Below are 19,160 nucleotides of genomic sequence, written 5' to 3'. Positions count from 1 at the left end.
TCGGGCCGAGTCGTTCCCTCGGGCTGAGCCGTCCCCTCGCCCGGAGTCGTTCCTTCGGGCTGAGCCGTCCCCTCGCCCGGAGTCGTTCCTTCGGGTCGAGTTGTCTCACGCGGGCTGGGTCGTCTCGCTCGGGCGGAGTCGTCCCCTCGGACTGAATCGCCCCCTCGGGCGGAGACCCCTCGGGCGGAGTCACCCCTCGCGTCGAGTCGTCCCCTCGCGTCGAGTCGTCCCCTCGCGTCGAGTCGTCGCCCTCGGCGCGAGGTGCCGCAATCGCGCCGACGACCACCCTCGCCCCGAGCCGCCGCGCTCAGACCAAGCGTCGCCCTCCCACCCGCAAAGCCCGCGCCCCTACCCACAAAGCCCGCACCCCCAACGCCCGAGCCCCAACGCCTTCCGTCCCAACGCCCCTCAGCCCCAACACCCTCAGCCCCGATACCCTCAACGCCCCAGCGCCCAGGACCGCCCACCTCACGACCGGGTCGTGTGCGCCAACCCCGACAGGTCCAGAATCCGCGCCGGAGCAGACCCGCCCGAAGCCACCACCGACATCACCCGCCCCCGCTCCTCGGCCCGCCCCAACGCCTGCAGCAGCAGCGCGATCCCGGAACTGCTCAGGTACTCGAGCCCGGTCAGGTCCACCTCGACGGGCCGCGGGTCCGCCACGTCGACGCGTCCCAGCAGTGCGGCGCGCACGTCCTCGACGGTGGCGATGTCGAGTTCGCCGCTCAGGAACACGATCTGCACGTCCTCGTCGCCCCCGTCGGCCAGGCCGGCCACGGGTTCCGCTACGTGCGGGCGGGGTGCGGTGGTCTCGGAGGCGTCCGAGGCGTACGGCACGTGGAAGCGGATCGTGGTGCCTTCCGCGGTCGCGTCCAGGTCGGCGGAGTCGCTCAGGGCCTTGATCATCGCCAGGCCTCGGCCGCGGTCGCCCTTGTCGGCCGGGGCCGGGCGCCAGCGGCCCTGGTCGGCGACCGTCACGCGGACGCCCCTGCCCGTCCACTCCAGCGTGGTGTCGAAGGTGCCGCCGCCGGTCGGGTAGGCGTGGTCGACCACGTTCGCGGCGGCTTCGCCCAGGGCCAGTTCGAGGTCGTAGACCGCGTCGTCGGACAGGCCCGCGTCGTCCGCCCAGGTCGTGGCGGTGTGGCGGAGGGCGGACAGTTCGTGCGGTTCGGCCGGGAGGCGGCGGTGCAGCGCGGCGGGCAGGTGGCGGGCCACCACGAGGGCCACGTCGTCGGCCCGGCCCTCGTCGCTCAGCACCCGGTCGACGATGCGCTGCACCATCAGCGGCGGTGCCAGGCGCGACGCCGTCCGCACGGCCTCGACCAGGCGGTGCACACCCTCGTCCAGCACCTCGCCGCGGCGTTCCACCAGGCCGTCGGTGTAGAGGACGACGGACGCGCCCGGCGGCAGGTGGGTGGAGTGCTGGGGCGGGGTGGCGGAGCCGGACGCGCCGAGCACCGCGCCGATCTTCTCCGTCAGCGGGCGGGCCCCCGCCGCGTCGACGACCACCGGGGACGGGTGGCCCGCCGAGGCCCAGCAGAGCTCGCCCAGGGCCGGGTCGAAGACGATGCACGCGCACGTGCTGCCGACCGCGCCGTTCACCCGCAGCGCGAAGACGTCCAGGCGCCGCAACGACTCCGCGGGGGAGTGGCCGTCGAGCAGGTAGCCGGTGAGCGCGCTGCGCAGCTGGCCCATCACCGCGGCGGCGGCCGGGCCCTTGCCCACGACGTCGCCGACCGTCAGGCCCACGCGCGCGTCGGCCAGCGGGACCACCTCGTACCAGTCGCCGCCGATCTGCGAGTGCTGTGCGGCGGGCAGGTAGCGGGCGGCGGTCGCGAGGCGCGGCAGCACCGGCAGCTCGCGGGGGAGCAGGCTCTCCTGCAACGCCGCGGCGATCTCGTGCTCGCGTTGCAGCAGCAGTTCGCGTTCGGCGTCGGCGCGCTGGCGTTCGGTGACGTCGCGGCCGATCGCCTGCAGGCCCGTCGGGGTGGGCTGGACGCTCAGCTCCAGCGCGATCACCGAGCCGTCGGCGTGCCGCAGCGCCACGACCGGCGACGCGGAGAGGTCGGCCGGCAGCCCGTCCACGAGCAGGTCGGCGATCGGGGTGCCGACCAGCTGGTCGGACCGGTAGCCGAGCAGGTGGCCGGTCGCGGGGTTCACCGAGGCGAACCGCAGCTCGTGGTCCAGCATCCAGATCGCGTCCGTGGCGCGTTCCACGAGCTGACGGTGAAGCTGCTCGCTGTCGCGCAACGCACGGTCCGCATGCGCGCGCTGCAACGATTCCCAGCAACGGTTCACCACGACGGAGACGAGGTCGACTTCGTCGCGCGTCCAGTTCCGCACGGAGGCCTGATGAACGGCCATCGCGGCGACGAACCGTCCACCGCGCAACAGCGGCAGGCAGATCACGGCACGGATACCGGTCACGTGGTAGGCGGCGAGGTCCTCGTCGTCGAGCCGAGGGTCGTTCAACGAGTCGGCGACCACCCACGGCCTGCCGGCGCGCATGGCCGTCAACGCGCCGTTGCCGAACTCCCGCATCGCGAACCGGCCGGGGAGCGGGGGCAACCCCGTGGCGTGGTCGCCGCTCATGACGAAGTGGTTCTCGTCTTCTTCCGTGCGCGCGTAGGCGCACCGGTCGACGCCCAGGTGCTCACCGAGCAGCCTCGTGACGAGTGCCATCAGGTCCTCGGCGTCGTCGAGCCGCTGCGACTCGCGGTCGAGCAGGTCGAGGAACCGCTGCCGTTCCGCGGCCGCGTGCTGCGCCGTCACGTCGATCAGCACGCCGCTGCGGAGCGCGCCGCGCACGCGGGTCGTCTCCAGCAGCCACACCAGGTCGCCGGCGGAGGTGCGCACGCGGTACACGGTCTCGTAGTCGTCCGGCCCCCAGCGCAGCCGCTGGCTGTCCTCGCGGTCGTCCGGATGGGTGATCTCCGCCCAGAACCCGGGGTCGTCGAGCCAGCGGGCCGGGGCGTGACCGAGCAGGCGCTCCACGGCCGCGGACACGAAGGTGATCGCGCGGCCAGCCGACTCGCCCTTCCAGACGACGACCGGCAGGTCGTCGACCAGGGCGGTACTCGCTGGCTGCACCGCGGCGCTCCTCGAGTCAGTTGGTGGAGTCCACGGCGCCACTTCTTGACGCACGTCCAACCGCATCGTACGGCGATCGAGCGCCCGCCTGCCGATCGCATCCGGAAGCGCTCGTCGTGCGACGGCGGTGAACGGCCCATACGGTCGTCAGGTGATCGTGGTGGTGGGAGCGGGACTGGCGGGCCTGAACGCGGCGCTGGAGCTGACGGCGGCCGGACAGCAGGTCACCGTGCTGGAAGCGGGCGACGAGGTCGGTGGCAGGGTGCGGACCGACGTCGTCGACGGCGTGCGGTTCGACCGGGGCTTCCAGATCCTGCTGCCCGCCTACCCCGACCTCGCCCGGCTCGACCTCGGCCCGTTCCCGCTGCGGCCCCTGCGGTCCGGGGTGTTCGTGCACGACAACGGGCGCCACGACCTGCTCGCCGACCCGCGCACCGGGTCGTCCGCGTGGGACGGGGCGCTGCGCCAGCACGTCCTGGGCGCCCGCGACCTCGCCGCGCTGGCGGCGTTCTCCGCACGCGACGCGTTCGGCCCCGCCCGGCCGCTGCTCACCGCACAGGACCGCACGACGCGCGACGAGCTGCGGCGGCTCGGCGTCACCGACCGCGCGGTGGAGGCGGTGTTCCGGCGGTTCCTGTCCGGCGTGTTCCTGGAACGGGAGCTCAGCACGTCGTCGCGGTTCTTCCACCTGGTGTGGCGCAGCTTCGCGCGCGGCGGCGCGGCCGTGCCCGCGCTCGGCATGGGCGAGCTGCCCAGGGCGATCGCCGCGAAGCTGCCCGAGGGGACCGTGCGCCTGGAGACCGCGGTGCGGGCCGTGCGCGACGACGGCGTCGAGCTCGAGGGCGGCGAGCGCGTCGCCGCCGACGCGGTCGTGGTGGCGACGGACGGCACGACGGCGGCGCGGCTGCTGCCGGGCCTGACCGAGCCGCGGTGGAACGGCGTCACGACGTGGTACTTCCGCCCGCCGCGCTCCCCGCTGCGCGACGGGTGCCTCGTGATCGACGCCAACGGCGGCCCGGTCGTCAACACCGCCGTGATGTCCGAGGTCTCCCGGCCCTACTCGCCGCACGCCCCGCTCGTGCAGGCGACCGTCCTGCGGCAGGTGTCCGAAGGGGACGTCCGCACCCACCTGAACCGCCTGTACGGCACCGACACCGCGCGCTGGGAGGTGCTGCGGCGGTACGACATCCCCCAGGCCCTGCCGAACATGGACGCGCCGCACCGGCTCAAGCGGTCCGTGCGCGCGGGCGGGCGGCGGTACGTGTGCGGCGACCACCGCGACACCAGCTCGATCCAGGGAGCGCTGCACTCCGGCCGCCGGGCCGCGCACGCCGTGCTCGCCGACCTGCGCGGTGCCCGGTGACCGCGCTGCTGCTGTTCGGCGACCAGCTCGGCCCGCACTTCTACACCGGCCACGACGAGATCCTGCTCGTCGAATCGGCGGCGGCGCTGCGGCGCAGGCCCTACCACCGGCAGAAGCTGCACCTGGTGCTGTCCGGCATGCGCCATCTCGCGCGGGAGCTCCCGGACCGCGTCACGATCGTGCGCGCGAACACCTACGGCGAGGCGATCCGCGACTTCGGCCGCCCGCTCGTCGCCCACCAGCCGGGGTCGCTCGCCGCACGGCGGATGCTCGAACGGCTCGGCGTGGAGGTGCTCCCCACGCCCGCGTTCGCGCTGTCCCGCGACGAGTTCACCGCGTGGGCCGGCACCCGCGAGCGGTTCCTGATGGAGGACTTCTACCACTTCCAGCGCTCCCGGTTCGACGTGCTCATGGACGGCACGACACCCACCGGCGGGCGGTGGAACCTCGACGTCGAGAACCGCGAACCACCGCCGAAGAGGGCGAAGCTCGGCGTGCCGGACCCGTGGTGGCCGGAGGAGGACGAGATCGACGCGCAGGTCCGCGCCGACCTCGACGAGCTGGACCCGCCCGCGGTCGGCAGGGACGGCCCGCGCCGCTTCGCCATCACCCGCACCGAGGCGCTGCGGGCGCTGGAGACCTTCGTCCGCCACCGGTTGCCGCACTTCGGCCCGCACGAGGACGCGGTGCTGGCCAAGGACTGGACGATGGCGCACTCGCTGCTGTCGGTCCCGCTCAACCACGGCCTGCTGCACCCGCTGGAGGTCGTCTACGCGGCCGAGGACGCCTACCGGGCGGGAGAGGTGCCGCTGGCGAGCGCGGAGGGGTTCATCCGGCAGATCCTGGGCTGGCGCGAGTACGTGTGGCACCTGTACTGGCACCTCGGCGGGAAGTACGTGCAGCGCAACAACTTCCGCGCCACGACGCCGTTGCCGGACTGGTGGGCCGAGCTGCGGCCCGCCACGGTGCGCGCGTCGTGCCTGCGCACCGCGCTGGAGGGCGTGCGCGACCACGGCTGGGTGCACCACATCCAGCGGTTGATGGTGCTCGGCAACCACGCCCTGCAACGGGGTTACGACCCGGCGGCGCTCAACGACTGGTTCATCACGTCCTTCGTGGACGGCTTCCCGTGGGTCATGCCGGTCAACGTGATCGGCATGAGCCAGCACGCCGACGGCGGGGTCATCGCGACCAAGCCGTACCTCAGCGGCGGCGCCTACCTCAACCGCATGACCGACCACTGCCGCGGCTGCTGGTTCGACCCGAAGAAGCGCACGGGCGAGCGGGCGTGCCCGTTCACCGCGGGCTACTGGGCCTGGATGGACCGCAACGAGACGCAGGTCCGCGCCAACCACCGGATGGGCCGCGCGGTGCAGAACCTGAAACGCCTCGCCGACCTCGACGAGGTGCGCGCGCAGGAACGCGACCGCGAGGTCTTCTGACCCGATCCGGTGAACGAGCGTGACATGCGGGCTCTTCCGTGCGTCCTGTCCAGTGCCCGACGAGAGGAGCCCCCGTGTCCCGCTGCACCCGCCACGTCGTCCCGTTGCGCACGACGCTGACCGAGGACGAGCGGTTGTCGCTCGTCGAGCAGTCGGTGCTGTGCCACCCGGCCGTGCACAGCGTCGAGACCGGGATCGACGGCGACATCCACGCCGAGGTCGTGCTGTGGCACCGCAGCCCGCGCGAGCAGGTCGTCCGCGACCTCACCGCGGCCCTCGGCGCCGTGGCCGGCCGGGTGCGCCTCACCGTCACGGCGGTCGCCCACCGCAGGCGCGAACGGGTGTTGCTCTCGCTCGTCTGATGTCCACTGGCCCCCGATTTTACAAACTCCGGCCTATTGTCAAACCGGTTTTACATCGCCTACCTTTCTGTCAACCTCCCCGAAGGAGCGCGACATGAAGGCGACGGTGCCCGCCGGCTCGACCGAGCAGTGGACGGACGGCAAGCGCCACCTGTGGCTGCTGGGCCTGGTCGTGCCGTCCCTCGCGTTCCTCGCGATCGGGCTGCACGCCGCCACGGGCTGGGGCGTGTGGTTCTGGATCGGCCCGATCGTGGTGCTGGCGGTCGTCCCGGCGATCGACCTCGTGGCGGGCCTCGATCGCGGCAACCCGCCGGACGACGTGATCGAGCGGCTGGAGAACGACCGCTACTACCGCTGGATCACCTACCTGTTCCTGCCGGTCCAGTACGCCGGCTTCGTGCTGGCGTTCTGGGTGATCGCCCGCGGCGACCTGTCCGTCGTGGACAAGATCGGGCTCGCGGTGTCCATCGGGTGCATCGGCGGCATCGGCATCAACACGGCGCACGAGCTGGGGCACAAGAAGGAGAGCCACGAGCGCTGGCTGTCGAAGATCGCGCTCGCGCAGAGCTTCTACGGCCACTTCTACATCGAGCACAACCGCGGCCACCACGTCCGCGTCGCGACCCCGGACGACCCGGCGAGCAGCAGGGTGGGGGAGAGCTTCTACCGGTTCTGGCCGCGCACGGTCGCCGGGTCGGTGCGGTCGGCGTGGCGGCTCGAGCGCAAGCGGTACGGCCGCCGCGGCCGGCACCCGTACCGGATCGGCAACGACGTGCTCAACGCGTGGCTGATGTCGGCGGCGCTGTGGGCGGCGATGGTCGTCTGGCTCGGCCCGGGCGTCCTGCCGTGCCTGCTGGTGCAGGCCGTGATCGGGTTCTCGCTGCTCGAGGTCGTGAACTACCTGGAGCACTACGGGATGCTGCGGCGCAGGGTCGGCGCGCCGGGCCGCCGCCGCTACGAGCGGGTGGACCCCAGCCACAGCTGGAACTCCAACAACATCGCCACGAACGTCCTGCTCTACCACCTGCAGCGGCACAGCGACCACCACGCCAACCCGACCCGGCGCTACCAGACGCTGCGCGACTTCGCCGAGTCGCCGGTGCTGCCCACGGGGTACGCCGGGATGATCCTGCTGGCGCTGGTCCCGCCGCTGTGGCGCCGCGTGATGGACCCGCGGGTGCGCGCCCACTTCGGCGGCGACATCGGCCGCGCGAACATCCAGCCCGGCAAGCGCGCGGAGGTGCTCGCCCGGTACGGCGGCGACATCGGCCGCGCGAACATCCAGCCCGGCAAGCGCGCGGAGGTGCTCGCCCGGTACGGCGGAACGGACACCGGGTCCGGGGACACCGGGTCCGGGGACGCGCAGACCGGGGACGCGCAGACCGGGGACCCGGCCGGCAATGCCACCGGGGGCGGGATGTGCCCCGGCTGCGGGTACGTCTACGACGAGAGGACCGGCGACCCGCGCGAGGGCTTCCCGGCCGGCACGCCCTGGCGGGCGATCCCGGACTCGTGGTGCTGCCCCGACTGCGGCGTGCGGGAGAAGATCGACTTCGTCGCGCCGGGACGGGTGACGTCCTAGGATCGCGGCATGGGTGCGACAGCGGCGGCTCCGGCAGGTGGTCAGCGCCGCCTGCCGATCATCGAGGCGGCGATCGAGCTGACCGCCCGCACCGGCTGGGCCGCCGTCACCATGGGCCGGCTCGCCGAGCAGGTCGGCGTGAGCCGCCAGACCGTCTACAACGAGATCGGCTCGAAGAACGCGCTCGCCGACGCCATGATGGCCCACGAGCTGGGCCGGTTCCTCGCGGTCGTCGGCGATGCGTTCGACCGCCACGCCGACGACCTGGTCGAGGCCGTCCACGACGCCGTCCGGGACGTCCTCGAGCTCGCGCGGGACAACCTGCTCGTCCGCGCCATCGCCTCCGCGACGCACGGTGCCGACACGGAACTGGTGCCGCTGCTCACCACGCAGGCCCGGACGTTGCTCGCCGAGGTCGAGGGGGTGCTCACCGCGCGGGTCGCCGCCTATCCGACCGGGCTGGACGACGAGCGGGCGCGGGTCCTGATCGACCTGATCACGCGCACCGTGCTCAGCCACGTGATCCAGCCGTCCGGAACCCCCGCGAGCACCGCGGACGGGCTCGCGTGGCTCGCGTCACGCGTGCTGGAGGCACCCGCGCGGAAACCCCTCCGCTACGGCTGACAGGAGGCACCGACGTGTTCGACACCCTCGCCGACCGGCTCGTGGCACCGGGCTACTCGAAGTGGGGCTACCGGCTGCGCCGCAGGTCCTGGCCCGCCGGCGACCCGCGGCCGGACGCCCTGCGCGGCCGGCTCGCCGTCGTGACCGGGGCGGGGTCGGGGATCGGCCAGGCGACCGCGCTGGGGCTCGCCCGGCTGGGCGCGGCCGTGGTCCTCGTCGTGCGCGACCAGGCCAAGGGCGACACCGCACGCGACGAGATCGTCGCCGCCGTGCCCGGTGCCGTCGTCGAGGTCCGGCTCTGCGACCTGTCCGGCCCGGACTCGGTGCGCCGCTTCGCCCGGGAGATGCGAGAGGCGCACGACCGGCTCGACGTCCTGGTGCACAACGCCGGGGTGCTGCCGCAGCAGCGCACGGAGACGCCCGAGGGGCACGAGCTGACGTTCGCCACGCACGTCCTCGGCCCGTTGCTGCTCACGGACCTGCTGCGGCCGTTGCTCGCGGCCTCTCCTGATCCGCGCGTGGTCCTCGTGTCCTCCGGAGGCATGTACACGCAACGCCTGCAGGCCGACGACCTCGAATACCGCGAGGGCGAGTACCGCGGTGCCACGGCGTACGCACGCACCAAACGGATGCAGGTCGCGCTCGCGCCGTTGATGGCCGCGCGGTACGCCTCCGACGGCATCGGGGTGCACGCCATGCACCCCGGCTGGGCCGACACGCCGGGCGTGGCCGGGTCGCTGCCGGGTTTCCACCGCCTGACCAAGGCCGTCCTGCGCACCCCCGCGGAGGGCGCCGACACGATCGTCTGGCTGGCCGCCACGAGTCCCGCGCCGCGGCCCGGGCAGTTCTGGCACGACCGGCGCGCACGACCGGCGCACGTCCTGCCGTCCACGCGGGAGAAGCCCGGCGACGTCACGAAGTTCTGGACCCGCAGCAAGACCGCGGCGGGACTGCCGGACTGACCATGCCCCCTCGCGTGGATTTGGTGAGGTGCAAGGGAAAGCTGTAACGCCGCGTGCGGCGGGGCGGATTAAGCCGCCATGTCGAACGGTTTGATCCGTGTGACCGGCGAGCGCGTGCAGTTCACCGAGTCGGTCTCGCGCATCGCGAAGTCGTTGAGCCCCTTGGGGGAGGCGGGCCGGCACGTCGCCGAGTCGTACGCCCTGAACGCCGAGCTGGCGCGGCTGCGCGAGACGCGCGCCGCCGACGGCAGGGGGATCGAGTTCGCGGTGCTGGACCAGCGGCGCCGCGAGTCCAGCGCGTCGTTGCGGCAGATGCGCCAGAACGTGAGCAGGGCGGACGTGAGCGCGGGCGCCCTGCGCGAGTGCATGGTGACCATGCAGCGCGAGACGGTCCGGCCCGGCTTGCCGGCCGCCGAACGGCGCGCGTACGTCGAGCTGACCCGGCACTTCACCACCGCGCTCGTGCAGCACCACGCCGACCTCACCGGCGGCGTCGCGAAGGTCATCGACGACGTGCTGAACGGCTCGGGGGCGCGGGCGCTCCACCCCGTCCGCCGCGGGAAGCAGCGCAGGCGTGGCGAGTAAGCGCGACAACGGCGGGTGCGGTGGGTGTGCGCTCTCGCTGATCGCCGTGTTCTTCGGCGTGCCCCTGACGATGCTGCTGGTCGCCCCGGCCATCGCCGCGCACATCATGGTCAACGGCACACCGGAACGCGTGGCCAACGTCGCCCCGTGGCAGTGGACCTCGGTCGTGTCGCTGCCGCTGGCCATGCTGCTGGTGCGGATGTCGTTGCGCGGGCACGGCCGGCTGCGCGGCTGGTCCACCCCCAGGCCGCGGCGCTGGCTGGGGTTCGCCACCAGGGGCCTCGCGCTGCTCGGCGTGATGAACGCGGTCGCGTTCCTCAAGCTCAAACCGGGCGAGCACGACATCAACGACGGCACGGGCCCGCTGGTCGTCACGGCGCTGGCCGGCATCGGCGCGCTGATCGTGATGGCGCTGTGGGACCGCAGGCCGCGGCGCGTCACGGTCGAGGAGGTCCGCGCCGCCGCGGCGGAGGCCGACCGCGCGCTGAAGCAGGTCCGCGCCGCGAACGACCGCGTGCGCCGGCAGGCCGAGCAGGTGCGGGCGCGGGTGACGAAGCTGCGCGCCGCGCGGACCCGCCCGCCCGGCCATCCCGCGGCCCGGACCCGGTCCGGCCGCTCCGACGTCGAGTTCCACGCCCTGCGCGTCTTCCACCGCGAGTCCTACCAGTGCGCCGACACCGCGCACCTGGCCTACCGGTCCGCGCAGACCTCGCTGCACACGATGTCGTACCTGGTCCGCCGCGCCCGCCTGGCGCCGCACCGCATGGTCGTGCCGGGCCGCGCCGCCCGGCAGGCCCGCGCGGAGATGCACGCCGTGGCCGCCCACCTGACGCGGTCGCACGGCGAGCTGAGCGGCCAGGTCGAGGAGGGCCTGACCGTCGTCCGCGACCTGAACGCCGACACGGCCGAGCTCAAGCACGAGATCCGCGACAGCTGCGGCGCTCGGGGCGAGCAGTGGTACGCCGAACTGGAGGACCGCATCGAGCAGGCCCGCGAGGAGCGCCGGGCGCACCGGTGACGTCCTCGCGCGCCGGGAAGAACAGCTTGTTCCCGTGAGCGCGCGGGACTGGTTTTCGGTGCCATGACCGGAGAAGTGCTCGTCCTGGCAGGCCCGCCAGCGGCGGCTATGTCGTGGTGGTGGACGGCGTCATCGGACCGTGGTTCCTGGCCCCGTTCCGGGAGCCCGGCCTCCCGGTGTCGTCCGTGGTGCTCCGGCCCGACCTCGAGACCACGCCGGCCAGGGCGCGGGGACGCGTCGGCGAGTGGGAGAACGTCGACGCGATCACCGGTCTGCGCGGCGCGTTCTGCCGGCTGGGGGAGCTGGAACGGCACGTGGCCGACAGCGGTGGTCTCGACGCGGAGCAGACGGCCGCGCGGGTGCGGGGGCTGGTCGCGGGGCCGGGTACCGGCTGCGCTGACAGGCCGGGAGCCGGGGGACCGGCATCAGCCGCGCAGGTACCGGGTCACCATGTCCACCAGTTCGCTCTCCACCGTCTCGAGCGCGAGCCCCTGCGGGAACGCCGCCAGCCGGTGCGTGTTGATCTCCACGGTGAACACGACCAGCTCGGCCGCCGCGGCGAGGTCGCGCACGCGGACGTCCGGGTGGCGGGCGAACAGGTCGCGCACCTCCGCCACGCGCTGCTCGCCGTGGCGGGTGATCGTGGCGCGCAGCTCGTCGGAGAGCTGGCCCTCCTCGATCATGATCCGCAGCAGGCGCGGGTCGTCGCGGTGGTTGTCGACGGCGTCGCGGACCAGGGCGCGCACCACCGCCTCCAGGGTGCCGGGCGAGAGGTCGAGGTCCTCGGCCCGGCGCCAGGCGCCGCGGTCGATGTGCCGCACCATGAGCTCGGCCAGGATCGCGTCCTTGTTCGGGAAGTACTGGTACAGCGAGCCGATCGAGACGCGGGCCTGCTCGGCGATGCGGTTGGTGGTGCCCGCGGCGTAGCCGTGCTCGGTGAAAACGTGAGCAGCGGCGGTGAGGATGCGGTCGCGGGTGAGCTCCGCGCGGACCTGGCGGGGCTTGCGACGTGGTGCTGCGGGGCGGCCTGCCGACGGCATGGAGTCCTTCCAAAAGCGAGTACCGGAGATCTGAGCAAAAGCTCATAATAGTGTCATGAGCTGGGAAAACAACCGACTTTCCACCGCGTCCGAGATCGAGGGGGTGGTGGGCGCGCCGGCGTCGCTGATCATGCTGAAGCAGCTCGCCGCGCTCGACGCCGGGTGCGTGGAGCTGCTGGCGCGCAGTCCCGTCGCGGGCTTCGGCCACCGCGACGCACGGGGCACGAGCAGGACGACGTTCGTGGGCGGCAGGCCCGGGTTCGCGCGGGTGCACTCGCCGTCGCGCATCTCGTTCGAGATGGACGAGACCGCCGAGGGACCGGCCTCGCTCGTGTTCCTGCTGCCGGGCGTGGGGGAGACGTTGCGGGTCAACGGGGTCGTGCGGCGGCACGCCTTCGAGGTCGGGGAGGTGTACGTGCACTGCGCCCAGGCCGTGCTGCGGTCCGGGCTGTGGCAGCCGCCCGTCGCCGCCCCGCCCGCCGCCGCCGTCACCGGGGACGGGCCGCTCGCCCGGCCGGGGATCGCGGACTTCCTGGCCGGGGCGCCGTTCCTGGCACTGTCCACCTGGGACGGTCACGGCGGCAGTGACACCAGTCCCCGCGGCGACCAGGGGCAGGTCGCGCGGATCCTGGACGACCGCACGCTCGTGATCGCGGACCGCAAGGGCAACAAGCGGACCGACTCGCTGCACAACCTCGTGCAGGACGACCGGCTCTCGCTGGCCGCGCTCGTGCCCGGCCGCACGGGCGTCCTGCACGTGCGCGGCAGGGGAGCGGTCACCGTCGACCCGGCAGTGCTGGAACCGCTGTCGCTGCGGGGGATCGCGCCGCACGCCGCGATCGTGGTGGACGTGGAGGCGGCCGAGCTGACCACGAGCGCCGCCGTGACGCGGTCGCGGCTGTGGACCTCCGCGCCGGCCGACGTGCCGGACCTGATGGCGCTGGCCGGCCGCCACCTCGCCGCGAACCTCCCGAAGAAGGGGCTCTCCGGGCTCCTCGCGAAGGCCGGGAACCTCGTCCCGCCTACGTGGCTGCGGGCGGTCATGACCGTCGCCTACCGCTCGGGCCTGCGCAAGGAGGGCTACGAGCTCACGACGAGACCCCGCCTCACACGGGAGGAACCGCTGCGCGAGGTGCGCGTGACCGAGGTGCGCCGGGAGACCGCGGACACCGTCACGCTGGTGCTGGAGGACGGCGACCCGTTCGACTTCCGGCCCGGCCAGTTCTTCACGCTGGTGAGCGACGACCTGCGCAGGCCCTACTCGGCGTCGTCGGCGCCGGGCCGCCGCCTGGAGCTCACGGTCAAGCGGGCCGGCCGGTTCTCCGCCCACGTGCACTCGCTCGCGGCGGGCGACCGGGTGGCCGTGCGCGGGCCGTCCGGCGCGTTCCACCTCGAACCCGGCTGCGACGTCGCGATGGTCGCGGCGGGCAGCGGTGTCACGCCGGTGATGAGCATGATCCGGGCGGCGCTCGCGGAGCCCGGCGGCCACCGGATCGCCCTGCTCTACAGCAACCGCACCGTCGAGGACACGATCTTCGAGGCCGAGCTGGAGCGCCTCGGGAAGCGCCACCCCGACCGGCTCACCGTCACCCACGTGCTGACCGCGCGCGACGGGCGGCTCGACGCCGGCGGGATCCGCGCCTGGGCGGAGGACCTGACCGGCGCGCGGTTCTACCTCTGCGGGCCGGAACCGCTCGTGGACACCGCCCGGCGGGCGCTGGACGCGCTCGGGGTCCCGGCGGACCGCGTCCACGCCGAGCGCTACACCACCGTTCCGGCCGCGACGACGTCCACCACGCCGCAACGGCTGGTCGTCGAGAGCGACGGCGAACCCGTCGGCACCGCGGTCGTCGAACCGGGCCAGACGCTGCTCGACGCCGGGCTCGCCGCCGGTCTGCCGCTGCCGTACTCGTGCACGGTCGGCAGCTGCGGCGACTGCGTGGTGAGGCTGCGCTCGGGCCGGGTGACCCGGGAGGAGCCCGGCGGCCTGGTGCGCACGTGCACCAGCGCGCCGCTGAGCGAGGTCACCCTCGAGGTGTGAACGCTCTCACCCGGAGAGCGGCTACATCTCAACTGGGAACTGCGCCACGGTGGGGCCTTCGACAACGTTGTCGGGGAGGTCTCGTGGGACGCCGAACTCGCGCGGTGCTCATCGTGCTGGTCACTGCCCTGGCCCTGCTCGTGCCGGGAGGTCCCGCACGCGCGGGCACGGTGCCGGACTACCCGGAGTTCCCCTACCCGGCGACGACCTACGCCGAGCCGTTCCGCGGCCAGTTCCACTTCAGCTCGCGGTCGGGGTGGATGAACGACCCCAACGGGCTGGTGTTCGCCAACGGCCTCTACCACTTCTTCTACCAGCACAACCCGCACGGCCTGGAGTGGGACACGATGCACTGGGGCCACGCCACGAGCCCCGACCTGGTGCACTGGACGCAGAAGCCGATCGCGCTCGAACCCGGCGTGCACCCCGGCACGTTGTTCTCCGGCGGCGGCGTCGTCGACACGACCAACGCGTCGGGGCTCAAGACCGGGCCGCTCGACCCGATCATCGTCTACTCCGGCACCGATGGCGTCAGCATCTTCTACAGCAACGACAACGGGCGCACGTTCCAGGCGTACGACCAGGGGCGCAAGCAGATCGAGATCCCGAAGGACAGCCGCGACCCCAACGTCGTCTGGGACGCCGCCCGCCGGCAGTGGGTCATGGTCGTGTGGTCGAACGCCGGCGGCAACGGCGTCGACCTCTACACCTCGCCGAACCTGCTGGAGTGGACGTTCGCCAGCCGGTACGCGGCCGACTGGCTCTTCGAGTGCCCCGACCTGTACGTGCTGCCGCTCGACGGCAGCCCGCGGTGGGTGCTCACCTCGGCGACCGGCGAGTACGTCGTGGGGACGTTCGACGGCGAGGTGTTCCGCACCGATCGGCCGCAGCCCAAGAAGATGAACCTCGGCACGACCTACGCGGGCGGGTCGTTCTACGCCGCCGAGTCGTTCGACAACGTCCCGGACGGCCGCGTGGTCCAGATGGCCTGGCAGGGCGGCAACCGGGGGAGCAGCTGGACCGGCAACGCCACCTTCCCGGTGGCGCTCGGCCTGGTCGCCTCCTCGGACGGGCCGGAGGTGACGCGGACGCCGGTGGCCGAGCTCGACTCGCTGCGCGCCGACACCCGCACCTGGCGCGGCACCACCGTGACCGCCACGAACAACCCGCTCTCCGGGATCCTCGCCGACACCTACGAGATCACCGCGAAGTTCGACCTGCGCGGCGCGACCGCGCAGCAGTTCGGGTTCGCCCTGCACAGCCGCTCCGACGGCACCGCCGACCGCACGGTGGTCTACGACCGCGCCGCGCGCACGTTGTACGGCAAGCCGTTCGAGGTCACCGGGGACGAGGTGAGCGTGCGCCTGCTGGTGGACCGCGGGCAGCTGGAGGTCTTCGGCGGCGACGGCGTGTTCTCGGTGGCGGACAACGTGAACTTCGACTCCGCCGCCGTCAGCCAGGGCATCCGGCTCTTCGCCACCGGCGGCCAGGTCAGGCTGAAGGAGGCGAGGTTCACGCGGCTGAGCACGAGCTGGGGCACCGCTCAGTCCACGATGGACAGCAACCTCGCCGGCCCGTGGAGCGCTCCCGCCGGCTCGTGGACCGACGTGGCGGGCGGCAAGCAGGCGCAGACGACCGGGGACGCGTTCTACCTGAGCGCCACCACCGGCGCCGACGCGGTGTACCAGGGCGACCTGCGCCTCGACACGGCCCAGGCCGCCGGGCTGACGTTCCGCGCCACGCCCGAGGGAACGGGCTACACGGCGAACATCGACGCGAGCGGCGTGGTGAAGCTGTGGCGTCCCGGCCGTGACATCGCGACGTTCGCCACGCCGGTCGTGCGAGGCCGCACGTACCACCTGAAGGTGCAGACGACCGGCTCGCGCATCCAGGTGTGGCTCAACCACGGCACCACGCCGGTCATCGACGCCACCGACACCGCGTACGCCTCCGGGCGGTTCGGCGCGAACGCCTTCCGCGGCACGGCGACCGTGCAGAACCTGAACACCGGCCCCGGCGGCTTCGACGCGTTCCCGTCGGGACCGTGGACCTCGACCGCCGGGACCTGGACCACGACGCCGGAATCGTTGCGCGCCAACGCGTCCGGCGACGCGTTCCACCTCAGCGACCGCGCCGGGTCGGACTTCGTCTACGAGGGCGATCTCGCCGTGCTGAACGGCGTCGCGGCGGGCTTGACCTTCCGCGCCACGGCCGGAGGTGCCGGCTACACGGCGAACATCGACACGAGCGGGGTGGTGAAGCTGTGGCGCCCCGGCACCGATATGGCGACGTACGTCACACCGATCGTCCCGGGACGGACCTACCACCTGAAGGTGCGCGCCACCGGGCCCCGCATCCAGGTCTGGCTCGATCAAGGCAGCTCACCGGTGGTGGACGTCGTCGACACGACGTTCAGCAGCGGCTACTTCGGCTTGAACGCCTGTTCCGCGACCGCGACGATTCAACATCTCAGGGTGACCTGACGGTCACTACCCGCCGCCACACCTTCTCAAACATTGTTCTTGATCCAGTGCGGATGGAACAATCGGGTCATGGTCGCAGTGCAAAGCTGGCTGCGTTCGCCGTGCCCCGCCGTCGTCGTCGACGCCGCCGGGGTCGTCCACAGCATGAACGACGCGGCGAAGGAGTTGTTGCCAGCAGACGTCGAGCCGAGGTGGCAGCACGGGGAGTCCGTGCTCATCTCGGAGCGCAGCTATGCCGCTCACCGGGTGGACCACGCGAGCGGTGAGGTCACCTGGTGGCTGCTGGACGACACCGACCTCCGCCTGCAGCGCCACCGCGCCGAACTGCTCACGCAGATGTCGACCGCGCTGATGACGTCGCTCAACCCCGAGCGGTGCATGAGCGTCGTCGCCGAGCTCGCCTCCACCCACCTCGCGGACGAGGTGCTGGTGATCGCGCCCGGCACCACCGAGGGCCACGCCGTCACGCGGTGCCGCAGGGGTGAGGAACCGACCCACGAGCTGCTGCGCATCGACGTGGACGAGGTCGTGGGCCTGAGCGAGGCGCTCAAGGGCTTCCCGCCGGTGCCGTCGCGCTGGATCGACCCGGCCGCCGCGCCGGGGTGGATGGCACGGGACGTGACGTCGATCGTGGTCACGCCGCTGCCGGGGCACGGGGTGCCCGCGGGCGCGCTGATCCTCATGCGCCGCGACCAGGCCTTCGCCGAGGACGAGGAGTCGTTCGCGCGGCTGTTCGCCTCCCGCGCCGGCGTCGCGATGTCCGCGGCGTGGCTCTTCACCCAGCAGGCGGCCATCACCGAGCGCCTGACCAGGGACCTCCTGCCGCCGATGCTGCGCCGCTACGACGCCGTCGACCTCGCGGGCCGCTACCGGGCCGCGCAGGAGACCGAACGCGTCGGCGGTGACTTCTACGACGTGCACGAGCGCGAGAACGGTGAGCTGTTCGTCGTGCTCGGCGACGTGTGCGGCAAGGGCCTCGACGCCGCGGTGCAGACCGGACGGGTCCGCACGACGGTGCACGCTCTGCTGCCTGTGGTCGCCGACCACGACCAGATGCTGCGCTCGCTGAACCAGGCGCTGCTCACCTCCGACCGCACGCGGTTCATCACCGTCGTCATCGCGACCGTCACCCCGCGCGGCGAGGGCCTGCACGTCGAGCTCACCTCCGGCGGGCACCCGCCGGCCGTCATCGTGCGGGCGAACGGCGAGGTCGAGGTCGCGAAGACGCGCGGCACGCTGGTCGGCATCCTGCCCGAGATCATCACGACGAGCGACGAGGTCGTGCTCGCCTCCGGCGACTCGTGCCTGCTGCACACCGACGGCATCACCGAGGCCGTCGGCGGTCCGCTGGGCGACGAGGAGTTCGGCGAGGAGCGGCTGCTGCGCGCGCTGCGCGAGTGCGGCGGCATGCCCGCCGAGGCGCTGGCCGAGCACGTGCACATGCTGGCGTCGCAGTGGATCGGCGACGGGACGCACGACGACATGGCGGTTGTCGCGATCACGGCGCCGCGCCGGAGGTGAGCCCCGTGCCGGAGACGGCCCTCACCCCGGCCACCGCTGTCGCCGGCGACGCCGCGGACGACCTGTGGGAGGCGGCGCTCGACGGCGACGAGCGCCGGGCCACCGACGTCGTCCTGAAGGCCGCCGAGCAGGACGGCTACGAGGTCGCGCTGCTCGACGTCGTCGGCGCCGTGCAACGCCGCGTCGGCGCGGAGTGGGCGGAGAACCGGATCAGCGTCGCCCAGGAGCACGCGATCACCGCGATCAACGACCGCGCCGTGTCGGCGTTGTCGGTCACCCGCCCGTACGAGCCGCCGAAGCACGGCCGCGTGACGGTCGCGTGCGTCGACGGCGAGTGGCACGCGCTGCCCGCCCGCCTGCTCGCCGAGGTGCTGGCGCTGCGCGGGTTCCGCGTCGACTACCTGGGCGCCCAGGTGCCGACCCCGCACCTGATCACCCACCTGCACCGCACCGGCCCGGACGTGGTCGCGCTGTCCAGCTCGATCGCCACGCGCCTGCCCGTCGCGCACGCCACGATGACCGCCTGCCAGGCCGCGGGCGTGCCGGTGATGGTGGGCGGCGCGGCCTTCGGCGAGGGCGGCAAGTACGCGCGCCGCTTCGGCGCCAACGCGTGGGCCGCCGACGCCCGCCAGGCCGCCGACATGCTCGTCGAGTCGCGCCTGCCGGCACCGGGCACGCCGCACCAGCCGGTCGACGACCTGCCGCACCTGGTCGACCAGGAGTACACGCTGGTCACCCGCAGCACGCCCACCCTCGTGCGCTCGGTGTACCGGGCGCTGGAGGAACGCGTGCCGGCGATGGCGGACTACGACGACCAGCAGCGCCAGCACACCGCCGAGGACCTCAAGCACATCGTCGAGTTCCTGGGGACGGCGCTCTACGTCGACGACGACGAGCTGTTCCGGTCGTTCATCTCGTGGACCGGCGACGTGCTGGTGGCGCGCAGCGTGCCCGCGCGGGTGCTCGGGCCGACGCTCGACCTGCTCGCCGCCGAGCTGCGGGACTTCCCGCGGGCCCGGCGGATGATCGAGTCGGCCCGGTAGCGGG

14 protein-coding genes are annotated in these 19,160 nt (G+C 73.0%); 12 read left to right on the top strand and 2 right to left on the bottom strand.

From position 1 onward, the window contains the following. Positions 1–468: 468 nt before the first annotated feature. Positions 469–3,090 (bottom strand): SpoIIE family protein phosphatase, encoded by a 2,622-nt coding sequence (locus ACFWGZ_RS18280; protein WP_382452698.1) that lies wholly within the window; start codon positions 3,088–3,090, stop codon positions 469–471. Positions 3,091–3,241: 151 nt separating this feature from the next. Here ACFWGZ_RS18280 and ACFWGZ_RS18275 point away from each other — a divergent pair, with 151 nt between their 5' ends. From ACFWGZ_RS18275 to ACFWGZ_RS18240, 8 genes are all read left to right on the top strand, one after another. Further along, positions 3,242–4,453 (top strand): NAD(P)/FAD-dependent oxidoreductase, encoded by a 1,212-nt coding sequence (locus tag ACFWGZ_RS18275; protein WP_382452697.1) that lies wholly within the window; start codon positions 3,242–3,244, stop codon positions 4,451–4,453. Then, entirely contained in the window at positions 4,450–5,895 is a 1,446-nt protein-coding gene (locus tag ACFWGZ_RS18270; RefSeq protein WP_382452696.1) for a cryptochrome/photolyase family protein, read from the top strand. Before ACFWGZ_RS18275 ends, ACFWGZ_RS18270 begins: the two co-directional genes overlap by 4 nt. A 74-nt stretch (positions 5,896–5,969) precedes the next feature. Continuing rightward, positions 5,970–6,257: a hypothetical protein gene (locus ACFWGZ_RS18265; protein WP_382452695.1), complete on the top strand. Its 288-nt coding sequence runs from the start codon at positions 5,970–5,972 to the stop codon at positions 6,255–6,257. Positions 6,258–6,351: 94 nt separating this feature from the next. Beyond that, positions 6,352–7,839: a fatty acid desaturase gene (locus tag ACFWGZ_RS18260; protein ID WP_382452694.1), complete on the top strand. Its 1,488-nt coding sequence runs from the start codon at positions 6,352–6,354 to the stop codon at positions 7,837–7,839. Between the two features lie 9 nt (positions 7,840–7,848). Then, the gene (locus ACFWGZ_RS18255) at positions 7,849–8,463 is read left to right on the top strand and encodes a TetR family transcriptional regulator (RefSeq protein ID WP_382452693.1); all 615 of its coding nucleotides are present in this window, start codon (positions 7,849–7,851) and stop codon (positions 8,461–8,463) included. A 14-nt stretch (positions 8,464–8,477) separates the two neighbouring features. Further along, positions 8,478–9,425 carry an SDR family NAD(P)-dependent oxidoreductase gene (locus tag ACFWGZ_RS18250; RefSeq protein ID WP_382452692.1) on the top strand — a complete coding sequence of 316 codons (948 nt, stop codon included), beginning with the start codon at positions 8,478–8,480 and terminating at the stop codon, positions 9,423–9,425. 99 nt (positions 9,426–9,524) lie between these two features. Continuing rightward, complete coding sequence (locus ACFWGZ_RS18245) at positions 9,525–10,010, top strand: hypothetical protein (protein WP_382452691.1); 486 nt, start codon at positions 9,525–9,527, stop codon at positions 10,008–10,010. Next, on the top strand, positions 10,000–11,028 hold the full coding sequence (locus ACFWGZ_RS18240) for a hypothetical protein (RefSeq protein ID WP_382452690.1): 1,029 nt from the start codon (positions 10,000–10,002) through the stop codon (positions 11,026–11,028). Before ACFWGZ_RS18245 ends, ACFWGZ_RS18240 begins: the two co-directional genes overlap by 11 nt. Before the next feature lie 425 nt (positions 11,029–11,453). Here the strand turns inward: ACFWGZ_RS18240 and ACFWGZ_RS18235 are convergent, their stop codons facing one another. Next, positions 11,454–12,068 carry a TetR/AcrR family transcriptional regulator gene (locus ACFWGZ_RS18235; RefSeq protein WP_382452689.1) on the bottom strand — a complete coding sequence of 205 codons (615 nt, stop codon included), beginning with the start codon at positions 12,066–12,068 and terminating at the stop codon, positions 11,454–11,456. Between the two features lie 55 nt (positions 12,069–12,123). Here ACFWGZ_RS18235 and ACFWGZ_RS18230 point away from each other — a divergent pair, with 55 nt between their 5' ends. From ACFWGZ_RS18230 to ACFWGZ_RS18215, 4 genes are all read left to right on the top strand, one after another. Further along, the gene (locus ACFWGZ_RS18230; RefSeq protein ID WP_382452688.1) at positions 12,124–14,109 is read left to right on the top strand and encodes a 2Fe-2S iron-sulfur cluster-binding protein; all 1,986 of its coding nucleotides are present in this window, start codon (positions 12,124–12,126) and stop codon (positions 14,107–14,109) included. An 83-nt stretch (positions 14,110–14,192) separates the two neighbouring features. Continuing rightward, positions 14,193–16,592 carry a glycoside hydrolase family 32 protein gene (locus ACFWGZ_RS18225; RefSeq protein ID WP_382452687.1) on the top strand — a complete coding sequence of 800 codons (2,400 nt, stop codon included), beginning with the start codon at positions 14,193–14,195 and terminating at the stop codon, positions 16,590–16,592. Positions 16,593–16,661: 69 nt separating this feature from the next. Then, a complete protein-coding gene (locus ACFWGZ_RS18220) occupies positions 16,662–18,113 on the top strand; it encodes a PP2C family protein-serine/threonine phosphatase (RefSeq protein ID WP_382452686.1) in 1,452 nt (483 codons plus the stop codon). Between the two features lie 5 nt (positions 18,114–18,118). Next, entirely contained in the window at positions 18,119–19,156 is a 1,038-nt protein-coding gene (locus ACFWGZ_RS18215) for a B12-binding domain-containing protein (RefSeq protein WP_382452685.1), read from the top strand. The last annotated feature ends 4 nt before the right edge of the window (positions 19,157–19,160 follow it).

The organism is Lentzea sp. NPDC060358, from assembly GCF_042725365.1.
Classification (GTDB): domain Bacteria; phylum Actinomycetota; class Actinomycetes; order Mycobacteriales; family Pseudonocardiaceae; genus Lentzea.
This window is presented reverse-complemented; position numbering and strand designations above follow the sequence as displayed.